The sequence below is a fragment of the Reyranella massiliensis 521 genome (genome assembly GCF_000312425.1).
Classification (GTDB): domain Bacteria; phylum Pseudomonadota; class Alphaproteobacteria; order Reyranellales; family Reyranellaceae; genus Reyranella; species Reyranella massiliensis.
Window position 1 is genome coordinate 4126581 of sequence record NZ_HE997181.1, and the last position, 16498, is coordinate 4143078.

A 16498-nucleotide genomic window follows, 5' to 3' on the forward strand; every position below is an offset into this window, starting at 1 on the left:
AGCGGCCGATGAACGTTCAGACCAAACCCGCAGAAGATGCCGCAAGCATCGTCGCCGAACTGGGTCGTCGCGCGAAGACGGCCGCGGCAGCGCTGCGCACTGCGCCGACCGACGCCAAGAACAAGGCGCTGGCCGATGCTGCCCGCATGATCCGCGGCGAGAAGGCCGCCATTCTGGCCGCCAATGCCCGCGACATCGACGCGGCCAAGGCGGCCGGCATGTCGAACGCCTTGCAGGATCGCCTGCTCCTGAACGACGCGCGCATCGAGGGCATGGCCAAGGGGCTCGACGATATCGTCGCCCTGCCCGATCCCGTCGGCGCCACGATCGAGGAATGGCAGCGGCCGAACGGCCTCGTCATCAGCCGCGTGCGCGTGCCCATCGGCATCATCGGCGTGATCTACGAAGCGCGGCCCAACGTGACGGCGGATGCCGGCGCGCTCTGCATCAAGTCGGGCAACGTCGTGGTGCTGCGCGGCGGTTCCGACAGCTTCCATTCCTCGCGCGCCATCGTCGAACTGCTGCGCCGGGCGCTGAAGGGTGCCGGTCTGCCCGAGGATTGCGTCCAGCTCGTGCCGACCACGGACCGCGCCGCCGTCGGCGAGATGCTGCGGGCCATGGACTGGCTCGACCTGATCGTACCGCGCGGCGGGCGTTCGCTGATCGATCGCGTGACGCAGGAAAGCCGCGTGCCGGTGCTGCGCCACTATGACGGCATCTGCCACGTCTATGTCGACCGCGATGCCGACGTCGCCATGGCGCGCGATCTCGTGGCCAACGCCAAGATGCGCCGGGTCAGCGTCTGCGGCGCCGCTGAGACGCTGCTGATCGACAAGGCCGCGCTCAACACGCACCTGATGCCGGTGCTGGCGCGCCTGCACGAGCTCGGCTGCGAAGTCCGTGGCGACGCCGAGGTGCAGAAGCGCGATCCCAAGGCCGTCCCCGCCACCGACAAGGACTGGCGCACGGAGTATCTCGAACCGATCATCTCCGTCGCCACGGTCGATGGCGTGGCCGGCGCGATCGACCACATTGCGCGCTACGGCAGCCAGCACACCGAGTCGATCGTCACGGCCAACGAAACGACGGCGCGGCGCTTCCTGGGCGAAGTCGACAGTGCCATCGTCATGCACAATGCCAGCACGCAGTTCGCCGACGGCGGCGAGTTCGGGCTGGGCGCGGAAATCGGCATTTCGACCAACCGCATGCACGCCCGCGGGCCGGTCGGTCTGGTCGAGCTGACGACCTACAAGAACATCGTGCGCGGCAAGGGCACTCTGCGTCCATGAGTCTGCGCCCGTGAGAGTGCTGGCATGAGCCTGCACCCGATGCCGGGTGTGTCGCGCGACACGACGCGGCGCATCGGTCTCCTGGGCGGTTCGTTCAATCCCGCGCATCCGGGCCACCGACACATCAGCCTCGAGGCGATGAAGCGACTGGGCCTCGACGAGATCTGGTGGCTGGTCTCGCCGCAGAACCCGCTGAAGAGCGGCGACGGCATGGAGCCGCTGCCGACACGCGTCGCCCGCGCCCGGCAGGTCGCCGCCCATCCGCGCATCCGCGTCGACGCCCCTGAACTGCTGCTTGGGACGCGCTACACGCTCGATACGGTACGGGCGCTGCGCCGGATCTACCCGAAGGCCCGCTTCGTCTGGCTGATGGGCGCCGACATCCTGCCCCAGCTCGTCGATTGGGCTGGCTGGCGCGATCTTTTCGCTACGATTCCCCTTGCCGCCTTCGCCCGGCCGGGCTGGGGATATGCGGCGCTGGCGGCAAGGGCGCCCAGGACCTTTGCCCGCTATCGTGTGGATTGGGAGAATGCCCGGCAGCTCGCCTCTTGCGAGCCGCCGGCCTGGTGCTTTATCCCGAGCCGTCTGGACAGCCATTCGGCCACGGCCATCCGTGCCGTCCGGCCGCGACGAACGAGAACGAAAGGAAAGACCATTTCCGACCAGAATTCCTCTCTGGGGACCCGTCAGCTCCCCGACCGCCGCAAGGCCACCGATGCCCTGCTGACGCTGGTGCGTCGTTCGCTGGAGGACGACAAGGCCGAGGACGTCGTCGTCATCGATCTCAAGGGCAAGTCCGCCTTCGCCGACTATATGGTGATCGCCTCGGGCCGCTCGAACCGCCAGGTCGTGGCCATTGCCGACCATCTCGCCGAGAAACTGAAGCAGAACGGCTACGGCTATACGCCGGTCGAAGGCAAGCAGGGCGGCGACTGGGTCCTCGTCGATGCCGGCGATGTGGTCGTCCATATCTTCCGCCCGGAGCCCCGCGCCTTCTACGCACTGGAGAAGATGTGGGCGCTGGAGAACGAGGCGGCGGCCAAACCCGTCAAGGCCAAGCCCGTGAAGAAGGTGGCGACCAAGCGGGCCACCACGGCCAAGCCGCCTGCCCGGCGTAAGCGAGCCTCGTGAACGGGCAGCTCCCTTGAAGCTGACGATCGCCGCAATCGGCCGTGCCGGGCGCGGACCGGAGCGCGATCTCTACGAACACTATGCCGGCCGCATCCGCTGGCCGCTGGCGCTTCGTGAGCTCGAGGAAAAGCGCAAGCTGCCGCCGCCGCAGCTCATGCAGCGCGAGGGTGAACTGCTACTGCAGGCGGTACCTACCGGCGCAACCCTCGTGGCGCTGGACCGCCGCGGCAAGGTGCTCGACAGCGAGGCCTTCGCGACCCGGCTGGGCACCTGGCGTGACAGTTCGGTGTCGGACCTCGCTTTCCTGATCGGCGGCGCCGACGGCCATACCGAACAGCTCCTGCAAAAATCCGCTCTCGTTCTGTCATTTGGTGCCATGACTTGGCCCCACATGTTGGCGCGCGGCATGCTGGCGGAGCAGATCTACCGGGCACAGCAACTATTGGCCGGACACCCCTACCATCGCGCCTGAACAGGCATGGAAGGGCGTCGATTTTGCCTCTGTTCTGACGAAAAACCGGGGCTACATTGAATCCCATGCACCCTTTCTCCCGGTGGCTTTTGGCCGCCTCCGCCTCTTTGCTCGTGGCCGCCGCGGCGACCTCTGCGATGGCTCAATCGACGCCGGTCCAGAAGCCGGGCGCCAAGCCGGTGCGGTCGATCCCCTACGTCTCGATCACCGGCGACGACGGCAAACAGCGGCACTACGAGACCAACGCCATACCGCTGCTGTTCAACCGCGCCTGCTTCGGCTGGCGCATGTATCTCGGCGGTCCCAACCGCGTCGTTTCCCTGAAGGAAGTGCTGACGACCTCGCAGCCTGCCGAGCAGGTGATCGCAGGGCCGGAAACCGAAGTGAGCGCCGACAAGACGAAGGCCACCACACGGATGTTCGAGACCGTGCAGGACGGCGTGCTGCAACGCTCCTGGTGCATCATCCCGGGTGATCCGCCGGGCACCTATACCTACGACATCACGATCGACGGCGAGCCGCGTGGCGAGTTCGTCTTCTGCGCCATCGAAGTGCCGGACCAGAACCCTGACACCGATCCGCGCGAGCTCTCCTGCCCCAACAAGTTCAACGCGGTCGAGCGCGCACAGCCGCACGGCCGGAAGGCATCGTAATGGCTGTCGTGTCCCGTCCTCGTCCCGCCCTGCTCTGCATCCTCGACGGCTGGGGCTATCGTCCGGACCGTTCCTACAACGCCATCCTCGACGCCAAGACCCCAAACTTCGACCGCCTGATCTCGACCTGCCCGCAGGGCCTGATCGACGCGTCGGAAACGTTCGTCGGCCTGCCCAAGGGCCAGATGGGCAACTCGGAGGTCGGCCACATGAACCTCGGCGCCGGCCGGGTCGCCGTGCCCGATCTGCCACGCATCGACAATGCGATCGAGGACGGTTCGCTGGCGAAGAATCCGATCCTGGCCGACGCCATCGCGGCCCTGAAGAAGAATGGCGGCGCCTTCCATCTGATGGGCCTGGCGTCGCCGGGCGGCGTGCATGCACACCAGGATCACCTCGTCTTCCTCGCCAATCTGATCGCAGGCCAGGGTGTGCCGGTCTGGATCCACGCCTTCCTCGATGGCCGCGACATGCCCCCACGCAGTGCGCTGGAGTGCCTCGAGCCCATCCAGGCAGGCCTCAAGGCCGGGCTGCCCATCAAGTTCGCCACCGTGGCCGGCCGCTTCTATCCGATGGATCGCGACAAGCGCTGGGAACGTGTGACGCTCGCCTATGACGCGATGGTCGACGCCAAGGCCGATCAGCGCGCCGCAACACCGACGGCAGCCGTCGAACAGGCCTATGCTGCGAAGCTCGATGACGAGTTCGTACTGCCGACGGTGATCGACGGCTATGTCGGCATGAACGACGGCGACGGCCTCCTGATGTTCAACTACCGCTCCGACCGTGCACGCCAGATCCTGACGGCGCTGCTAGATCCGCGCTTCGACGGCTTCAATCGGGCACGCGTGGTGAAGTTCGCCGCGACGGTCGGCATGGTGGAGTATTCGGCCGCCCTCAGCCCTTTCCTGAAGACGCTGCTTCCGCCGGAGACCATCAAGATGGGCCTGGGCGAAACGGTGTCGCGTGCCGGGCTCAAGCAGCTGCGCATCGCCGAGACCGAGAAGTACGCGCACGTCACCTTCTTCTTCAACGGCGGCGAGGAGCGCGTGTTCGACGGCGAGGAGCGCATCCTGGTGCCGTCTCCCAAGGTCAAGACCTACGACCTCAAGCCCGAGATGAGCGCACCGGAAGTCACCGACAAGCTCGTCGAGGCCATCGGCTCGGGCAAGTTCGACCTGATCGTGGTCAACTACGCCAACACCGACATGGTGGGCCATACCGGCGACCTCGCGGCGGCAACCAAGGCCGTCGAGGCTGTGGATATGAGCCTGGGGCGCCTCATGGAGGTGATCAAGGCCGCCGGCGGCGTCATGTTCGTCACGGCTGACCACGGCAATGCCGAGCAGATGTTCGACGAGCAATCGCACCAGAAGCACACTCAGCACACGTTAAATCGCGTGCCGGCATTGCTGTTCAACGGTCCGGCCGACGTTCATTCGCTGAGCGACGGCAAGCTCGCCGATGTTGCACCCACCATGCTGGCCCTGATGGGCGTACCGCAGCCCCAGGAAATGACGGGCCGGTCGCTGCTGTCGACCGTGGCCCGGCCGACGGTCCTCACGGCGCCGCACTCCGCAGCGGCAGCTTCTGCCTGATTTATTTGTGAGGTGGGGGCCCCTTGTCGGCCGTGCCGCCGCCTTGATCCTGCCAAACACCGCCCTGTATTCTCGATTCCGACGCTTGAAAACACTGGATCGCTGAGCCGACGGCGCAGCGGCCTTCCTGAAAGCACCCAAATGACCTTTCTGCGCTCCGCTTCCATTGCCGCCGCGACCCTGGCATTCCTGGCCGGCCCCTCTCTCGCTCCAGCGTTCGCGCAGGACAAGGCCGACCCGAAGACCGGCAGTGGCGACAAGAGCGAACTCTACCAGCAGCTCAATCTGTTCGGCGACGTGCTGGAGCGCATCCGCCGCGACTATGTCGAGCCGGTGGAAGAGAAGACGCTGATCGAGAACGCGATCAACGGCATGCTCACCGCGCTCGATCCGCACTCGAGCTACATGAACCCCAAGGCCTACAAGGACATGCAAGTCCAGACCAAGGGTGAGTTCGGCGGGCTCGGCATTGAAGTCACGATGGAGAACGGTGTCATCAAGGTCGTGTCGCCGATCGACGATACGCCGGCGGCCAAGGCCGGCATCCAGGCGGGCGACCTGATCTTCGCACTCGACGGCGAGCCGGTTCAGGGCCTCTCGCTGCAGGAGGCCGTCGAGAAGATGCGCGGCAAGGTCGGCACGCCGATCAAGATCTCGATCCGCCGCGCTGGCAAGGATCCGTTCGACGTCTCGCTGACCCGCGAGATCATCAAGGTGAAGTCGGTACGTTACCGCCTCGAAGGAAACGACATCGGCTACATCCGCGTCACCTCCTTCACCGAGCAGACCACCTCGGGCGTGCTCGACGCCATCGAGAAGCTCAAGAAGGAGGCGGGCAACAAGCTCAAGGGCTACATCCTCGACCTGCGCAACAATCCGGGCGGCCTGCTTGACCAGGCGATCGCCCTGTCCGACGCCTTCCTCGACAAGGGCGAGATCGTCTCGGTCAAGGCGCGCAAGAGCGATGACGTCCAGCGCTGGAACGCCAAGCCCGGCGACGTGACCAACGGGTTGCCCATCGTCGTCCTGCTGAACGGCGGCTCGGCCTCGGCCTCGGAGATCGTGGCCGGCGCCCTGCAGGACCATCGGCGGGCGATCATCCTCGGCACGCGGTCGTTCGGTAAGGGCTCGGTCCAGACCATCATGCAGGTGACCGGCGGCGGCGCGATCCGTCTCACGACGGCGCTCTACTTCACGCCGTCGGGCCGGTCGATCCAGAAGGAAGGCATCAAGCCCGACATCGAGGTCGAGCCCGCCAAGATCGAGAATCTCCAGGCGCGCGGCGGCTTCCGCGAGGAGAACCTGCGCCGCTCGATCACCAACCCGAACGAGAAGCCGGGCGACGCCGCCAAGCCTGATCCGAAGGCCGCGCCGAAGCCGGAAGCGAACAAGCCCGGCGACAAGAAGGACGAGAAGCCTGCGGCGAACCAGGCGACCGATCCCGACGAGCCGCCGAAGGAGCAGGCTGCCGACTATCAGCTCCTGCGTGCGGCCGATCTGATTCGCGGCATCTCGCTCTACAGCGGCCGCGCCAACTAGAGCGCCGCCGCCGGAGACGAGATCGTGCCCGGCCAGCGAAAAGCCAACGGCCGAGCCAAGGGACAGGAAATCAGGCCGCTGCGTAGCGGCCTGATTGCCGCTTATCTCCTGGTCTTCGCCGTTATTGCCGGGTCGGCTGCGCTGGTCCTGGGCAACGTCACCGTCACCGCGCCTCAGGTTGTCGACGCAGCCGTCGCAGCGACCCCGATACCGGCGGCGACCGCGGCGGTTCAGTCCCTGCCTTTGCCGGTCCGTCCGCCATCGGGCTTCCGCACCTTCTCGCCCGCCGAGCTTGCCGCGATGTCGGAGACGACGAGCGACGGCCTGCAGCTGCCGCGCATCGCCCCGGATGGCTGGATGCCGTGGATCGCCCATGCCCGTCGCTTCGATCCTTCCGGATCACCCGCCCGCATCGGCCTCCTGATGATCAACCTCGGTGCCAGCGAAGCCGAGATGAAGCGTGCCATCGAAAAGCTTCCCGCCGAAGTGAGCCTTGCTTTCCTGCCCGGCACTCCCGACCTGCCGCGCTGGCTCGCCCAGGCCCGCGCCTTCGGCCACGAAAGCTATCTGATGATGCCGGTCGAGGATCAGGGAACGGCCGAGCGCGGCATCCGCCCCATCGACAGCGCGGCAGATGCAGCCGAGAACCTTCGCCGCCTGCGGCTCGCCATGGCGCGCGGCTCGGGCTATGTCGGCCTGGTGGTCTCTTCGCCGAGCCCCGTCACCCAATCCGAGACCACCTTGCGTCCACTGGTGAAGGAAATGGTCGACCGCGGCCTGGCCCTTGTAGAGGTCAACCCCACGCGGGAAACGACCCAGCGGCTGACGGCCGAGCTTGGGGCAGGCTATGCACGCAGCGCCGACGTGCTCGACTACAAGCTGGCGGGCGAAAGCGTCATGGCAAACCTTGATCGATTGACGGCCTGGGTCGCGCAGCCGACGCCCGGTCGTCCGCCACGGCACGCCTTCGGTGTCATGCAGCCCGATGACGAGACCATCGATGCCATCGTGACCTGGAGCAAAGGCCTGCGCGAGCGGCATGCGATATCGTTTGTACCCCTCATCGGACATTTCGAATGCCGCGACGCCTGTATGGAGCGCCTGCAGGCCCAGCCAGCGCAGCTTCGCCCATGATGTCCGGCCGTCCCGAAGAGTACCGCAGGAACGTCGGCCTGATGCTGATTGCGCCGGACCGTCGCGTGTTCGTCGGCTGCCGCACCAACCAGCCCGACGCCTGGCAAATGCCCCAAGGCGGCATCGACGACGGAGAAAGCGCGATCGAGGCCGCCTGCCGCGAACTGCACGAGGAGGTCGGCACGACGAAGGCGCTGGTTCTGCGCGAAAGTGCGCGGTGGATCTGCTACGAGGTGCCCGAGGAACGGCGACCGCGCTACTGGAAGGGCCGTTGGCGAGGCCAGGCGCAAAAGTGGTTTGCCCTCGCGTTCACCGGCAGCGACGCCGACATCGACATCCATGCCCACGACAAGGAATTCGCGTCCTGGCGCTGGATCGGCGCGCACGAACTCTCCGCGCTGATCGTGCCGTTCAAGCGCGCCGTCTACGACGCCGTGTTCGAGGAATTTTCCGACCTGATTTCGTGAGGGTCGCCGTCGGCGAACCCGTCAGGCGCCCAGGGCGGCCAGTTTGGCGGCGTTGCGGCGCAGGAACCAAAGGCCCGCCCGCGTCATCAGGCTGTTCAAGCGGCCCTGCGGTTCGAGGCCGATGGCCTTCAGCACCATCGCCATGGCGCGTTGCACATGGCTCGGCCGATAGAGCGGATAGGCCCGACGCGCATAGGCCTGCATGTTGCGCTTGCGATCGTAGGTCGCGCCAACCGGCTCGTTTGCCGCGAAATAGGCGTAAGCGAGTTCGTCGTCCTCGCTCTCGGCCAGACGTCCCCAGCCGATGCGCAGCCGGGCCCAGCGGCTCAGCCTGTCACGCTGCAGACAACGCCGCAGATGCTCGTAGAAGAGCTTGTAGTGACGGAACTCGTCGGCCGCGATCTTCGCGCAGACCTGCTTCAGCACCGGCTCCTCGGTCGCGTCCTTGAGGGCGCTGTAATAGGAACTGGTGCCGGTCTCGACGATGCAGCGGGCCATCATTTCGCCGGCCTGGCTGCCGCGCACCGAACTGCTGGCGTCGAGTGGCAGCTTGTAGCCGGTGCGAAAGCGATCGAACGCCGCGTCGAAGTCCCAGGACGGATCGGCAAGCTGCGCCCAGCGGCCAAGCGCCATGCCGTGCTGCACTTCCTCGACCGCCCAGTTGTTCACCGCTTCCGTGAAGGCCGGATCGTCGGCAAACACACGGCCAAGGTAGATGCGGTAGTCGCCGCCATTGCGCTCCACCAGAGCCGCGGCCTTGATGTTGCGCAGGATCTCCGGATCGACCTTCGACGCATCGAAGCGATCCCAGGCGATCGACTCGAGTGTCCAGTTACTCATGGGAGACAATCCTCGGCATCATGTCGCTTTAACGTAATAAAGCGACGTTGGCCGCGGCTTTCAATGGCTAGGCCGTACAGATCTTGACAGAAAATTACGCAGCGCCGCTGAAATCAGCGGCCGGCGTAATAGGCCTGGGCACGACGAAGATCCCTGGCGACAAGCAGGCTCTTCTCAGCCGTCGCCTTTTCGGCGTCGGTCGCGGCGTCCATGAGATCGCGCTCTGCCGCACGCTCGCGCTCGGCAAGCTGCTCGGACGTCACCTGCTCGAACGGCAAGGCTTCGTCGGCCAGCACGGTGCAACGCTCGGGCGTCACCTCGGCGAAGCCGCCGGCCACGAGGAAGCGCTGATCCACCTTGTTGCCCTGGAAGACTTCCAGGACACCGGGGCGGACCGTCGAGATCAGCGGCGCATGGCCCGGCAGGACGCCGAAATCGCCTTCGCTGCCCGGGACGACAACCATGTCGGCCTCGGTCGCGAGCAATTCGCGCTCGGGCATCACCAGACGGAAGGAGACCTTGGCCATCTGCTTAGGCCGCCTCGGCCGCGAGCTTCTTGGCCTTGGCAACGGCCTCGTCGATCGTGCCGACCATGTAGAACGCCGCCTCCGGCAGATCGTCGTACTCGCCGGCAACGATGGCCTTGAACGCCTTGATCGTGTCCTCGAGCTTCACGAACACGCCCGGCGTGCCGGTGAAAACTTCGGCGACGTGGAACGGCTGACTGAGGAAGCGCTGGATCTTGCGGGCGCGCGAGACGACCAGCTTGTCCTCTTCCGAAAGCTCGTCCATGCCCAGAATGGCGATGATGTCCTGCAGCGACTTGTACTGCTGCAGCACGCGCTGCACCGAACGCGCCGTATTGTAGTGTTCCTCGCCGACGACGCGCGGGTCGAGCATGCGCGACGTCGAGTCGAGCGGATCGACGGCCGGGAAGATCGCCTGCTCGGCGATCGAGCGGCTGAGCACCGTCGTCGCATCCAAGTGGGCGAACGAGGTCGCCGGCGCCGGGTCGGTCAAGTCGTCGGCAGGCACGTAGATGGCCTGCACCGAGGTGATCGAGCCCTTCTTGGTCGAGGTGATGCGCTCCTGCAGCGCGCCCATGTCGGTCGAGAGCGTCGGCTGATAGCCCACTGCCGACGGGATACGGCCCAGCAGCGCCGACACTTCCGAACCGGCCTGCGTGAAGCGGAAGATGTTGTCGACGAAGAACAGCACGTCCTGGCCTTCGGCGTCGCGGAAGTACTCGGCGACGGTGAGACCCGACAGCGCGACACGGGCGCGGGCGCCCGGCGGCTCGTTCATCTGGCCGTACACCAGCGCCACCTTCGAGCCCGGTCCGTCGAGCTTGATGACGCCGCCTTCGATCATCTCGTGATAGAGGTCGTTGCCCTCGCGGGTACGCTCGCCGACGCCGGCGAACACCGACACGCCGCCGTGCGCCTTCGCGACGTTGTTGATCAGCTCCATGATCGTCACGGTCTTGCCGACGCCGGCGCCGCCGAACAGGCCGATCTTGCCGCCCTTGGCGTAGGGCGCCAGCAGGTCGATGACCTTGATGCCGGTGACCAGGATCTGCGCTTCCGTCGACTGCTCGACGAACTCGGGCGCCGAACGATGGATCGGCAGCGTCTGCTTGGCGTTGACGGCACCGCGCTCGTCCACCGGCTCGCCGATGACGTTCAGGATGCGGCCGAGCGTCTCCGGGCCCACCGGCATGGCAATCGGGGCGCCGGTGTCGACCGCCTTCTCGCCGCGAACCAGACCGTCGGTCGTGTCCATCGCGATGGTGCGGACTTCCGACTCGCCGAGATGCTGGGCGACTTCGAGCACCAGCTTGCGGTCCGGCACTTCGACGTGCAGCGCATTCAGGATGTTCGGCAGTTCGCCGTCGAAGCGAACGTCGACGACCGCGCCCGTAATCTGGGTGATCGTGCCGATGTTGTTGGAGGCCATTGCGGATCCCTTTCCTTCGATTGCCTGGCAGCCGACCTAGATGGCCTCGGCGCCCGAGATGATCTCGATGAGTTCCTTGGTGATCGTGGCCTGGCGCGAGCGGTTCATCTGCAGCGTCAGCTTCTTGATCACGTCGCCTGCGTTACGCGAGGCGTTGTCCATTGCCGTCATCTGCGAGCCGTAGAAGCTCGCCGAATTCTCGAGCAGCACGCGGAAGATCTGGACGGCCAGATTGCGCGGCAGCAGATCGGCCAGGATCTCGCCCTCGTCGGGCTCGAACTCGTAGATGGCACCACCCGCAGCGGCAGGCGCGGCCGTCGAGGCCTCGGGCGCCGGTGGCGGGATGAGCTGCTGCGTCGTGACGATCTGCGTCATCGCCGACTTGAAGCGGTTGAAGATGACCGAAGCGACGTCGAACTCGCCGGCGTCAAACATCTCCATCACGCGGGTCGCGATCTGCTGGGCGTCGCCGAAGGACAGCCGCGGGCGTCCGAGATCGGTCATCGTCTCGACGATCATCGAACCGAAATCGCGGCGGAGCTGGTCACGCCCCTTGCGGCCGACGCAGAAGATCTTGACCGTCTTGCCTTCCGAGACGAGCGTGCGGATCCTGCGACGCGCCTCGCGCACGATCGTGCTGTTGAAGCCGCCGCACAGGCCGCGATCGCCCGTGGCGACGATCAGCAGATGAACCTTGTCGGAGCCGGTGCCGGCCAGCAGGCGCGGGCCGGTGCCACTCTTGAAGCTCGCCCCCAGCGACGCCAGGATCTTGTCCATGGCTTCGGCATAGGGACGGGCCGCCGTGGCCTGCTCCTGAGCACGCCGCAGCTTGGCGGCTGCGACCATCTTCATGGCCTTGGTGATCTTCTGCGTCGACTGGACGCTTCGGATCCTCAGGCGGAAGGTTTTGAGGCTGGGCATCGAAACCTTCGGGCGTTAGGCGAACTTCTTGGCGAAATCGCCGAGGAACGCCTTCAGCTTGTCGTCGGTCTCCTTGACGATCTCGCGCTTCTCGCGGATCGACGCCAGGATCGAGCCTTCGGCACGCACGGCGTCGAGCATCTGACGCTCGAAGTCGTTGATGCGGCCGACCGGCAGGCTGTCGAGGAAGCCGCGGGTGCCGGCATAGAGCGACACGACCTGCTCCTCGACCGGCATCGGCACGAACTGGCCCTGCTTCAGCAGCTCGGTCAGGCGCTGGCCGCGGGCCAGCAGGCGCTGCGTCGAGGCGTCGAGGTCCGACGCGAACTGGGCGAAGGCCGCCATTTCGCGATACTGCGCCAGCTCCAGCTTGATGGTGCCGGCGACCTGCTTCATCGCCTTGATCTGCGCGGCCGAGCCGACGCGGCTCACCGACAGACCGACGTTAATGGCGGGGCGGATGCCCTGATAGAAGAGTTCGGTCTCGAGGAAGATCTGACCATCGGTGATCGAGATCACGTTGGTCGGAATGTAAGCAGACACGTCGCCAGCCTGCGTCTCGATGACCGGCAGCGCCGTCAGCGAGCCCGAGCCGTTCTTCTCGTTCAGCTTGGCAGCGCGCTCCAGCAGGCGCGAGTGGAGATAGAACACGTCGCCGGGATAGGCTTCGCGGCCCGGCGGGCGGCGCAGCAGCAGCGACATCTGGCGGTAGGCGACGGCCTGCTTGGAAAGGTCGTCGTACACGATCACGGCGTGCATGCCGTTGTCGCGGAAGTATTCGCCCATGGCGCAGCCGGTATAGGGCGCGAGGAACTGCATGGGCGCCGGATCGGACGCGGTGGCGGCGACGACGATGGAGTATTCCATCGCACCGTTATCTTCGAGCGTCTTCACGATCTGCGCGACGGTCGAGCGCTTCTGGCCGACGGCGACATAGACGCAGTAGAGCTTGCGGCTCTCGTCGGTACCTTTGTTGATCGGCTTCTGGTTCAGGAAGGTGTCGATGGCAACAGCGGTCTTGCCGGTCTGGCGGTCGCCGATGATCAGCTCGCGCTGGCCACGTCCGATCGGCACCAGCGCGTCGACGGCCTTGAGGCCGGTCTGCATCGGCTCGCTCACCGACTTGCGCGGAATGATGCCGGGAGCCTTGAGCTCGACCAGGCGGCGTTCGGTGCTCTGGATCGGGCCCTTACCGTCGATCGGGTTGCCGAGGCCGTCGACCACGCGGCCGAGCAGCCCCTTGCCGACCGGCACGTCGACGATGGCGCCGGTACGCTTGACGGTGTCGCCTTCGCGGATGGTGCGGTCTTCGCCGAAGATCACGACGCCGACATTGTCGCGCTCGAGGTTCAGCGCCATGCCCTTGATGCCGCCGGGGAACTCGACCATCTCGCCGGCCTTGACGCTGTCGAGGCCGTAGACGCGGGCAATGCCGTCACCGACGGAAAGAACCTGGCCGACCTCGGCCACTTCGGCCTCGGTGCCGAAGTTGGCGATCTGCTGCTTCAGAATGGCCGAGATTTCGGCGGCACGGATATCCATTTAGGCAACTCCCTTCATGGCAAGCTGCAAGCGCTGCAGCTTGCTTCGGATGGACGAATCGAACAGGCGCGAGCCGACCTTCACGACGAGACCGCCGAGAATGTCGGGTTCGACGCGCGCGTCGATGGAAACTTTGGCGCTACCCAGCACGGAGCGCAGCGCGGCGCTCAACTGCTCGACCTGGGCGGGGGTCAGCGGAACGGCAGAGATGACGTCAGCCGTCGTCTCGCCGCGACGTGCGGCAAGCTCGGCCAGAAAGGCCGAGGCCATCGCCGGCAGCTCGCGGGCACGGCCGTTGGCAGCCACAGCGCCGACAAATTTACGCGTCAGACCAGAAACACCGGCGGCATCGAGCACAGCCAGCAGCGCCTTGCCCTGAAGGTCGCGGCCAATGACCGGACTGGCGATCAGGCGAGCGAGATCGGCACTCTCTCGAACCATGGTGCGAAACGTGGCGAGATCCTGAGCGACCTGATCGAGCGACTTGGCATTGTCCGCCAGCTCAAAAAGGGCGCTAGCATAGCGTCCAGCAACGCCGGTTGTGGCGGAGGATGGGGTAGACACGTCGAAAACCTCTCCCCTGCCGTGGATCTCACGGCTGGTAAGCCATTGAATTCACTCACTTTTCACCAGCAGAACGCCCCGCTCCACCCCGGAAAAGCGCGCGTTGCTACCATGCGGTTTTTCCCGGCGCAAGGTTCGCAAGGCGCTGTATTACCGCGGTTTTTCGGCGCGATCTGTCACAGGAAGGAATAGGGATCGACGTCGACCTGCAGACGAACTGAACCCGGAAGCCCGATCTGCTCTAGCCAGGCGTGCAGGATCGGCTGTACGGCGACATCGCGGGATGTCTTGAGCAGGAACCGTCTTCGGTGCCGACCGCGCAGCAAGGCGAGCGGCGCCGTCGAGGGGCCGAGCACGGTAATTCCGTCCCGGTGCGGCGCCCGACGGGCCAGCGCGGCACAGACATTGTCGACGGCGGCAGGATCGGGACCCGAGACAATCAACGAGGCCAAGCGGCCATAAGGCGGCATACCCGCAAGCTCGCGGTCTGCCAGCTCGACTTCGACGAAACGATCGCGATCGCCCGAGACGAGCGCCTGCATGACGGCATGGTCGGGATTGTGCGTCTGGATCAGCGCCCGCCCCGGTCTGCCCTCTCGGCCGGCGCGGCCCGCGACCTGGTAGAGGAGCTGAAAGGTTCGCTCGGCCGCACGCAGATCGCCGCCGTTTAATCCGAGATCGGCGTCAATTACTGCAACGAGAGTCAAATTCGGAAAGTGATGGCCCTTCGCGGCCATCTGCGTGCCGATGAGAATATCGATCTCGCCGTTGATCATGCGATCGACGGCCGCTTCCGCGTCGTCGCGGCTCATCAGACTGTCCGACGTAAAGAGCTCCAGCCGTGCTTCGGGGAAGAGCTCTTGCGCCTCTTCGGCGAGACGCTCGACACCCGGGCCGCAGGCCACGAACTGATCGACCGCGCCGCAATGCTTGCAGGAATGAGCGGGCGGCTCGGTGTGGCCGCAATGATGACAGACAAGACTGCGCCGAAAGCGATGCTCGACCAGCCAGGCCGAGCATTGCGGGCATTCGAGCCCGTGGCCGCAGGCGCGGCAGAGCGTGATCGGCGCATAACCACGGCGATTGAGGAAGAGGAGCGTCTGCTCGCCAGCCGCCAGCGTGGACTTCATCGCCTCGACCACCGGCGGCGACAGCCAGCGGCCGCGCGCCGGCGGATCACGCCTCATATCGACCGCCGACAGAGTCGCGAGCTGATGGCCGCCATGCCGGCCCGGCAGATGCACCTCGCCATAGCGGCCGGTCCTGACGTTGACGATGCTCTCCAGCGAAGGGGTCGCCGAGGCCAGCACGATGGGCGCGGAGGCGAGGCGTGCGCGGACGACCGCCATGTCGCGCGCGTTGTAGACGACGCCCTCGTCCTGCTTGAAGGAGCCGTCATGCTCCTCGTCGACCACGATGAGGCCAAGGTTGGCGAAGGGCAGAAAGAGCGCGGAGCGTGCACCGACCACGACACCCACCCTGCCCTCGGCGATGGCGCGCCAGGTTTCCCGGCGTTCCAGGCTGGTCAGCCCCGAATGCCAGGGCGCGGGCGGTGCACCGAAACGATCCTCGAAACGCCGAAGCCACTGCGCCGTCAGGGCGATCTCGGGCAGCAGCACCAGCACCTGCCGCCCCGACGAGAGAGCCGCCGCGATCGCCTCGAAATAGACCTCGGTCTTGCCCGCACCCGGCACGCCGTCGAGCAGCATCGCGGAGAAGGCATGCGCCTTTACCTTTTCGACCAGCCTGTCGGCCGCAATCTTCTGCGCCGGCGACAGGGTCGGCCCGTCGCGCATGCCGTCGGGCTGCGGAAAGGAGCGACGTACGACGCGCTCCACGGTCTCGAGCAGGCCGACCGATGCCATGGTCTTCACGACCGAGGTGCCGACGCCAGCAAGATGCGCAAGCTCGGCGGCCGGCATCGCCGGTCCGTCCTTCAACTGGTCGAGAACGCGACGGCGAGCGGCGGTGAGTTTCAGCGCGACATCGTCCGGCTGTTCGGCGGCGCGATAGACCAGCTCGGTCTTGGGCGCTTCCAGCGCCGACGGTGCACTCATTGCCATACGCAGGACGGCACCCGGCGGCATCAAAGTGTAGGCCGACACCCAGTCGACGAAGCGGCGCGTCGCATCAGCCATAGGCAACGCGGGCAGCACGCCGATGACGTCGCGCAGCTTCGCCTGCGGCACTTCGCCGGTACCTGCCCCCCAGACCACGCCGACCAGCTCGCGCTTGCCCAGCGGCACGACCACGAATTGGCCGGGGACGAGATGCATTTCCGCCGGCACGCGATAATCGTAGGCATCCGCCAAAGGCAGCGGCAGCAGGACCTTGACGGTGTTTTCCACCGGCTCAGGGCGCAGCCGTGCGGCCGCCTCGGCTTGTGGCTCCG

15 protein-coding genes are annotated in these 16498 nt (G+C 66.1%); 8 read left to right on the forward strand and 7 right to left on the reverse strand.

The features are described 5' to 3' along the window. Positions 1 to 8: 8 nt before the first annotated feature. The 8 genes from BN60_RS20130 to BN60_RS20165 all read left to right on the forward strand — a co-directional run bounded on the left by BN60_RS20130 (position 9) and on the right by BN60_RS20165 (position 8283). Positions 9 to 1289, forward strand: coding sequence for a glutamate-5-semialdehyde dehydrogenase (locus tag BN60_RS20130; RefSeq protein WP_020697943.1), 1281 nt, complete (start codon positions 9 to 11; stop codon positions 1287 to 1289). 24 nt (positions 1290 to 1313) lie between these two features. Beyond that, positions 1314 to 2420, forward strand: a complete 1107-nt coding sequence (locus BN60_RS31350) for a nicotinate-nucleotide adenylyltransferase (protein WP_020697944.1) — start codon at positions 1314 to 1316, stop codon at positions 2418 to 2420. Positions 2421 to 2433: 13 nt separating this feature from the next. Continuing rightward, positions 2434 to 2892: a 23S rRNA (pseudouridine(1915)-N(3))-methyltransferase RlmH gene (rlmH, locus tag BN60_RS20140; RefSeq protein ID WP_020697945.1), complete on the forward strand. Its 459-nt coding sequence runs from the start codon at positions 2434 to 2436 to the stop codon at positions 2890 to 2892. A gap of 137 nt (positions 2893 to 3029) precedes the next feature. After that, positions 3030 to 3545 (forward strand): hypothetical protein, encoded by a 516-nt coding sequence (locus BN60_RS20145; protein WP_020697946.1) that lies wholly within the window; start codon positions 3030 to 3032, stop codon positions 3543 to 3545. An 8-nt stretch (positions 3546 to 3553) separates the two neighbouring features. Continuing rightward, positions 3554 to 5143, forward strand: coding sequence for a 2,3-bisphosphoglycerate-independent phosphoglycerate mutase (gene gpmI, locus BN60_RS20150; protein WP_215905983.1), 1590 nt, complete (start codon positions 3554 to 3556; stop codon positions 5141 to 5143). Between the two features lie 141 nt (positions 5144 to 5284). Continuing rightward, a complete protein-coding gene (locus BN60_RS20155) occupies positions 5285 to 6682 on the forward strand; it encodes a S41 family peptidase (RefSeq protein ID WP_020697948.1) in 1398 nt (465 codons plus the stop codon). A 24-nt stretch (positions 6683 to 6706) separates the two neighbouring features. Then, the gene (locus BN60_RS20160) at positions 6707 to 7816 is read left to right on the forward strand and encodes a divergent polysaccharide deacetylase family protein (RefSeq protein WP_020697949.1); all 1110 of its coding nucleotides are present in this window, start codon (positions 6707 to 6709) and stop codon (positions 7814 to 7816) included. Continuing rightward, positions 7813 to 8283: an RNA pyrophosphohydrolase gene (locus BN60_RS20165; RefSeq protein WP_020697950.1), complete on the forward strand. Its 471-nt coding sequence runs from the start codon at positions 7813 to 7815 to the stop codon at positions 8281 to 8283. Before BN60_RS20160 ends, BN60_RS20165 begins: the two co-directional genes overlap by 4 nt. Before the next feature lie 21 nt (positions 8284 to 8304). Here the strand turns inward: BN60_RS20165 and BN60_RS20170 are convergent, their stop codons facing one another. The 7 genes from BN60_RS20170 to BN60_RS20200 form a co-directional block, all read right to left on the reverse strand. After that, entirely contained in the window at positions 8305 to 9123 is an 819-nt protein-coding gene (locus BN60_RS20170) for a ferritin-like domain-containing protein (RefSeq protein ID WP_020697951.1), read from the reverse strand. Between the two features lie 113 nt (positions 9124 to 9236). Then, entirely contained in the window at positions 9237 to 9650 is a 414-nt protein-coding gene (gene atpC / locus BN60_RS20175; RefSeq protein ID WP_020697952.1) for an ATP synthase F1 subunit epsilon, read from the reverse strand. Between the two features lie 4 nt (positions 9651 to 9654). After that, on the reverse strand, positions 9655 to 11079 hold the full coding sequence (atpD, locus tag BN60_RS20180) for a F0F1 ATP synthase subunit beta (RefSeq protein WP_020697953.1): 1425 nt from the start codon (positions 11077 to 11079) through the stop codon (positions 9655 to 9657). Between the two features lie 36 nt (positions 11080 to 11115). Then, positions 11116 to 12000 (reverse strand): F0F1 ATP synthase subunit gamma, encoded by an 885-nt coding sequence (locus BN60_RS20185; RefSeq protein WP_020697954.1) that lies wholly within the window; start codon positions 11998 to 12000, stop codon positions 11116 to 11118. A gap of 15 nt (positions 12001 to 12015) precedes the next feature. Beyond that, positions 12016 to 13542 (reverse strand): F0F1 ATP synthase subunit alpha, encoded by a 1527-nt coding sequence (atpA, locus tag BN60_RS20190; RefSeq protein WP_020697955.1) that lies wholly within the window; start codon positions 13540 to 13542, stop codon positions 12016 to 12018. Continuing rightward, complete coding sequence (locus BN60_RS20195) at positions 13543 to 14106, reverse strand: F0F1 ATP synthase subunit delta (RefSeq protein ID WP_020697956.1); 564 nt, start codon at positions 14104 to 14106, stop codon at positions 13543 to 13545. A 176-nt stretch (positions 14107 to 14282) separates the two neighbouring features. After that, positions 14283 to 16454 carry a primosomal protein N' gene (locus BN60_RS20200; protein WP_020697957.1) on the reverse strand — a complete coding sequence of 724 codons (2172 nt, stop codon included), beginning with the start codon at positions 16452 to 16454 and terminating at the stop codon, positions 14283 to 14285. Between the last annotated feature and the right edge of the window lie 44 nt (positions 16455 to 16498).